Here is a 4,930-nt window from a genome sequence, read left to right as displayed (position 1 = left end):
GACACCGTTGAGAAATTCGAGCGAGCTTGTTGCCATGCCATTTGCATCGCTTCGATCGATTGCTGAGAGGCGCGGAAACAACGTGCGCACCATCGCGTTGGGCAGCATATTCAGACGCGTGACGAGGTTCTGCGGCACCGTGTAATACGTGACGAAGCGCGCGCCGAGATGCGCACCGAGCATGACGCGATCGAGCGAGTCAGTGAGCATTGTCGTGATGGACGAGACGAGCATCCATCCGCCGAAGCGAAATAGTCCACCCGCTACGCTGCGTTTAGGCCATTCGATGCGCTTGATATCGAGCAATTTGAAGCTTGCGCGACCCAGCAACAACGCAGCGACAAGACGCGCCGTGACCGCAGCCGCAAGCACGGTCTGTAAATTCGGTGCGATATAAAGCGCCGCGCCCAGAGGCAAAAGCTGAAACAAAAACGTGCCGAAGGTCTGATTCGCGTTGTAGACGCCGAAGCGTTCCATCGCGTTGATCGCGCCTGCAAAGACCCATGAAACGTTTGCGATCGGAATCGCGAGCGCGAGCCACGGCAATGCGTAGTAGACCTCTGTTTGCATCTCGGGTGCAGCGTGCGCGACATACGCGGTATATAAAAATGCGCCGAAATAAATCAACAACCCGCCGAACACGCCCGTGGCGAAGTTGAGCCACACTGCGCTCCAAAATACGCGCGTACGCTGTTCGATATCGCCTGCCGCCTGCGCCTTCGCAATCTGATGTTGCGCGGCCATGCTCATGCCGAGATCGAGAATGCTGAAATAGCCGATCAAGGTCCACACAAGACTGATCACGCCATAGCGCTCTACACCGACAAGCCGGATATAAGCCGGCACGGTCGCCAGCGAAACGAACGTCGGCAAGATCAACCCGATAAAGTTGATCGCCACGTTGCGGACCATGCTCTTTTCCATTTATGGCTTCCAGCGGTACATCATGACCTTGCCGCGCGCGTCTTCTTCGACGAACACGAGGTATTCACCGTCACCGCGCCTGAACGCGGTCACGCCGTTGGGCACATCCACCCAGCCCGATGCTCGGCCGACTTCCGGCCCCGGTTTAATCAGTCCTACTTCCTTTCCAGAATCCTTGTCATACACGTGCACGTCACCTACTGGTTCGACTGCGAATACATATTGCCCTTCCACCGTGACCCCGATAATGGTCGCAAGCGGCTTGCTCTGCGTGTCCCACGGCAAGTCGATTGCATAGCGTTGTTTCGGGTCCGTGGACCAATGGTCATAGCGCGCGAGCTTGCGGCCGACTTCTTTCCAATAGCGCTTGTCTGCCGGCGCATCGGGTGTGTAGCCGGTCACGTAGAGCGTGTCGCTGGCGGCGTCGTAGACTGCGCGGCGCAGCGTGTCGAACGGTGCGGGCACGCTGTATTTCTGGATGTTCGCGTAGCTATAGATCGGGTTGCCTTGCTTGTCGAGACCGCCATAACGCAGGCGATAAATGTTCTTCGAATCGCTGGTGCGCCAGATATCGCCTTTTGCATCGACCCACCATCCCCAGCCGCCTGTGATGCGCGCATCGCCGGGATTGCGCTGAAATTCGCCGGTATCGAAGCGTCCATCGCCATTCGTATCGCGCCAGATCCATTCGCCACCTTCAGGGCGATTCGGCACGTCCTGCACAGGACGCGGACGGCCTGCAATGAAGCTCGATGGAATCGCCAGTTCTCCTTCGCGTTTTTCATCGAACCGATAGATCTTCAGGTGATCCGCATACATGTCCGTCAGATACAAGAACGTACGGCCTTCGAGTCTTCTTGCAATCGGCAAGCCCGGCCATTGATCGGTATGAAACACGGGATCGTCGGGATATTTGAAGCGGGCCGTGAGATAACCCGCGTAAGTCCATTCCTGTCCCGGCGGCTTCGAGAGATCCAGTTCGAAGCGCTTGTTGCCCGTATAAACGCTGTTGGGACGACCTGGGTCCATCCACGCACCATCGACAAATAAGAGCCCTTGCAACTGCCAACGCGATGCACCGTCAGGCGCATAACTTTCGAGCGTTGCGCCAAGTCCTGCGCCGAGCTTGCCCATCTTCGGGCCGATGCCATTGGTCGATACGTACACGTTGCCGTCCTGATCGACACCCACGCCCGTCAAGCCGTTAAAGCGACGCGGACCTGGCTTGCCCGGCGTGCCGGAAAAAATGCCGCCGCGTTCGCCTAAAGCGCCCGACTCTTGATACGTATTGCCTTCGCGCTTATAAAAAAGCACTTGCTGACGCGGCCCGTTATCAGCAACGAGCAAACGCCCGGTCTTGTCGATAGCGATATCCACCGCCACGCTATCCGGCGGCAAGCGCGGTGCGTCCTTAATTTCCGTGCCCGACGCCGCGTAATGCGCGATGCGCGGATGCTCGCCCGCGCTTTCAACGATCGCCCACAACGTCTTATCCGATGCGATTGCCAGGCGTCCCGGCTGCGGCGCATCCCATTGCGATTTCTTTTGCATCGACTGCGCGTCATACACTTCGATGCGATTCACCGACGTGTTCGCCACGTACAAGAGCGAATCGTTTGCTGCGAGGCCGCCGATCTCCTGACGCGCATCGGCGGGCGTATCGTTGATCGAGAGGAAGCTGCGCGCCATCGCCGCGCGCGGATCGCGATCGGCGGCGAGTGCTTTCATCGTCGCGTTGGTGTCGCTGCCTGCATCGAACGGAACGGGCCGCTTCAGTTCGCCGATATCGCGCCGCGATACACCCGTCCATTGCCGTCCCGCCGGCGGCCAGACACCTTGTTTAACGAGCCTGCCACGCTCATTGCCCACACCGACAGCGACATACACGTAGCGCGAATTCACCGCGACCGCATTGCCACCCGACGCGCCCCATCCATGCGTGCCGCCCGCAAAACCCAGCATCTTTCCATCGCGATACACACTCGCTTCGGCCCCGCTTTCGTCCCACGGCGCGTTGGTGAACACGCGTCCATCGGGCGCAACGGCGATCGCGGTGATGTTGATCTGCGTCCAGGTGCCGTCGCCGAATCCGAACGTATTACCGATCCACGACGACTTCGCGTCGAGCACGGGCGCTGCGGCGTTCGCGCTGCTTGCGGCCAACGCACCAGCGACAGCTAAAGCCAATTTAATAAACGACGTGGGCCGCAACGCTTCCTCCTTGAATCTGCCTAACGCCCGACCTTCGACGCGCGGAAACGGCAGCGGTCACTCAATTCGACACGATGCAGAGTAGAGGCCAAATAAAGCTAAAAAAACGAAAAATATTTGAGTGCGTGGGGCGGCCTATTTCTTAGCGTTCGCTTAGCGTGCTTTAAGCGCCCTAGCGTTTTTTATTGATCGAAATGGGTCTAAGCAGCCGCATCGAATAAAAATTAATTCGCTTAGCGTGGCGATATTTTTCCGTTTTCTTTTCCCTAGACTAAGCCTCAACGACATTTCCCAATCGAGGCGGAAAACCATGGCCGGTCAACTCACAGCGATCATTACGGGCGTCTCCGGACAAGACGGCGCTTACCTTGCCAAGCTGCTGCTCGACAAAGGCTACGAAGTGGTCGGCACTTATCGGCGCACAAGCTCGGTGAATTTCTGGCGTATCGAGGAATTGGGTATCGACCGTCATCCGAAACTCAGACTGGTCGAGCACGATCTGACAGATCTGGGTTCGAATTTGCGTCTGCTGGAGCAGGCGCAGGCGAGCGAGTTGTATAACCTTGCGGCGCAAAGCTTCGTGGGCGTATCGTTCGATCAGCCTTCTACGACGGCAGGCGTTACCGGTTTGGGCGCGCTGAACTTACTCGAAGCGATCCGCGTGATCGATCCGAAAATCCGCTATTACCAGGCGTCTACGTCGGAAATGTTCGGCAAGGTGCAGGCGATTCCGCAATGCGAAGAAACGCCGTTCTATCCGCGCAGTCCGTATGGTGTGGCCAAGCTGTTCGCGCACTGGACCACGATCAATTACCGCGAGTCGTACAACATTTTCGGTTGCAGCGGCATTTTGTTCAATCACGAATCGCCGCTGCGTGGGCGTGAATTCGTGACGCGCAAGATCACGGATACGGTCGCCAAGATCAAGCTCGGCAAGGAAGAATTGCTCGAACTCGGCAATATGGACGCCAAGCGTGACTGGGGCTTTGCGGCCGAATACGTGGAAGGCATGTGGCGCATGTTGCAGGCCGCCGATCCCGACACTTACGTGCTCGCGACCAACCGCACGGAAACGGTGCGCGACTTCGTGCGCATGGCGTTTGGCGCGGCCGGCTTTCAGCTCGAATGGGCCGGAAAGGGCGAACGCGAACGCGGTATCGACGTCGCGACGGGCCGCACGCTCGTGCGTGTGAATCCGAAGTTCTATCGTCCGGCCGAAGTGGATTTATTGATTGGCAGTGCCGACAAAGCACGCGAAAAGCTCGGCTGGAAGCCTGAAACCACGCTTGAAACGCTGTGCAAGATGATGGTCGATGCCGACCTCAAGCGTAACGAACTCCAGCCGACGTTCTGAGCCGCCTATGCCTCGCCGCGCACTCATTACAGGCCTGTCGGGATTCACGGGCCGCCATATGGCGGCGCATCTAATCGACCGAGGCTACGACGTCTGGGGCACCACTACGTCCTCGCCCGAGGGCGAAGTGCCTGATTCGGTCGGTATACCTGTCGATCTGCTGGATGCCGACGCCCTCAAATCTTTCGTCGCCGATGCGCGGCCTGATGTGGTTGCGCATCTGGCGGGCGCGGCGCATGTCACCGGGCATTCGCCGAGCACGACTTATCTGGTGAATATTGTCGGGACGCGGAATTTGCTTGCTGCTTTAGCATCGCTCGATAAGCGGCCTAAGTCGGTTTTGCTTGCCAGCACGGCTAACGTGTATGGCAATGCCGATGTCGAGACTATCGATGAAGATGCGGCGATCAAGCCCGCTAACGACTACGCCGTCAGCAAGCT

General features: G+C 58.2%; 4 protein-coding genes. 2 read left to right on the top strand and 2 right to left on the bottom strand.

Annotated features, from left to right (window positions below; genetic code table 11):
* On the bottom strand, nt 1–924 hold a 924-nt coding region (locus P7F28_RS01235), incomplete at its 3' end, for an oligosaccharide flippase family protein (protein ID WP_277182550.1).
* On the bottom strand, nt 925–3,135 hold the full coding sequence (locus P7F28_RS01230; RefSeq protein ID WP_370467204.1) for a hypothetical protein: 2,211 nt from the start codon (nt 3,133–3,135) through the stop codon (nt 925–927).
* A gap of 310 nt (nt 3,136–3,445) precedes the next feature.
* Between P7F28_RS01230 and gmd the strand changes: the two genes are divergently transcribed.
* Together gmd and P7F28_RS01220 are read left to right on the top strand one after the other, a co-directional pair.
* Entirely contained in the window at nt 3,446–4,489 is a 1,044-nt protein-coding gene (gene gmd / locus P7F28_RS01225; RefSeq protein WP_277182549.1) for a GDP-mannose 4,6-dehydratase, read from the top strand.
* Between the two features lie 7 nt (nt 4,490–4,496).
* A partial coding sequence (locus P7F28_RS01220; RefSeq protein WP_277182547.1) for an NAD-dependent epimerase/dehydratase family protein occupies nt 4,497–4,930 on the top strand: 434 nt, incomplete at its 3' end.

The organism is Caballeronia sp. BR00000012568055 (assembly GCF_029439455.1).
Classification (GTDB): Bacteria; Pseudomonadota; Gammaproteobacteria; order Burkholderiales; family Burkholderiaceae; genus Caballeronia.
This window is presented reverse-complemented; position numbering and strand designations above follow the sequence as displayed.

Bases quoted from the DNA above. Each gene is read 5' to 3' on its own strand.
- gmd (WP_277182549.1), top strand. From the start codon at position 3,446: ATGGCCGGTCAACTCACAGCGATCATTACGGGCGTCTCCGGACAAGAC.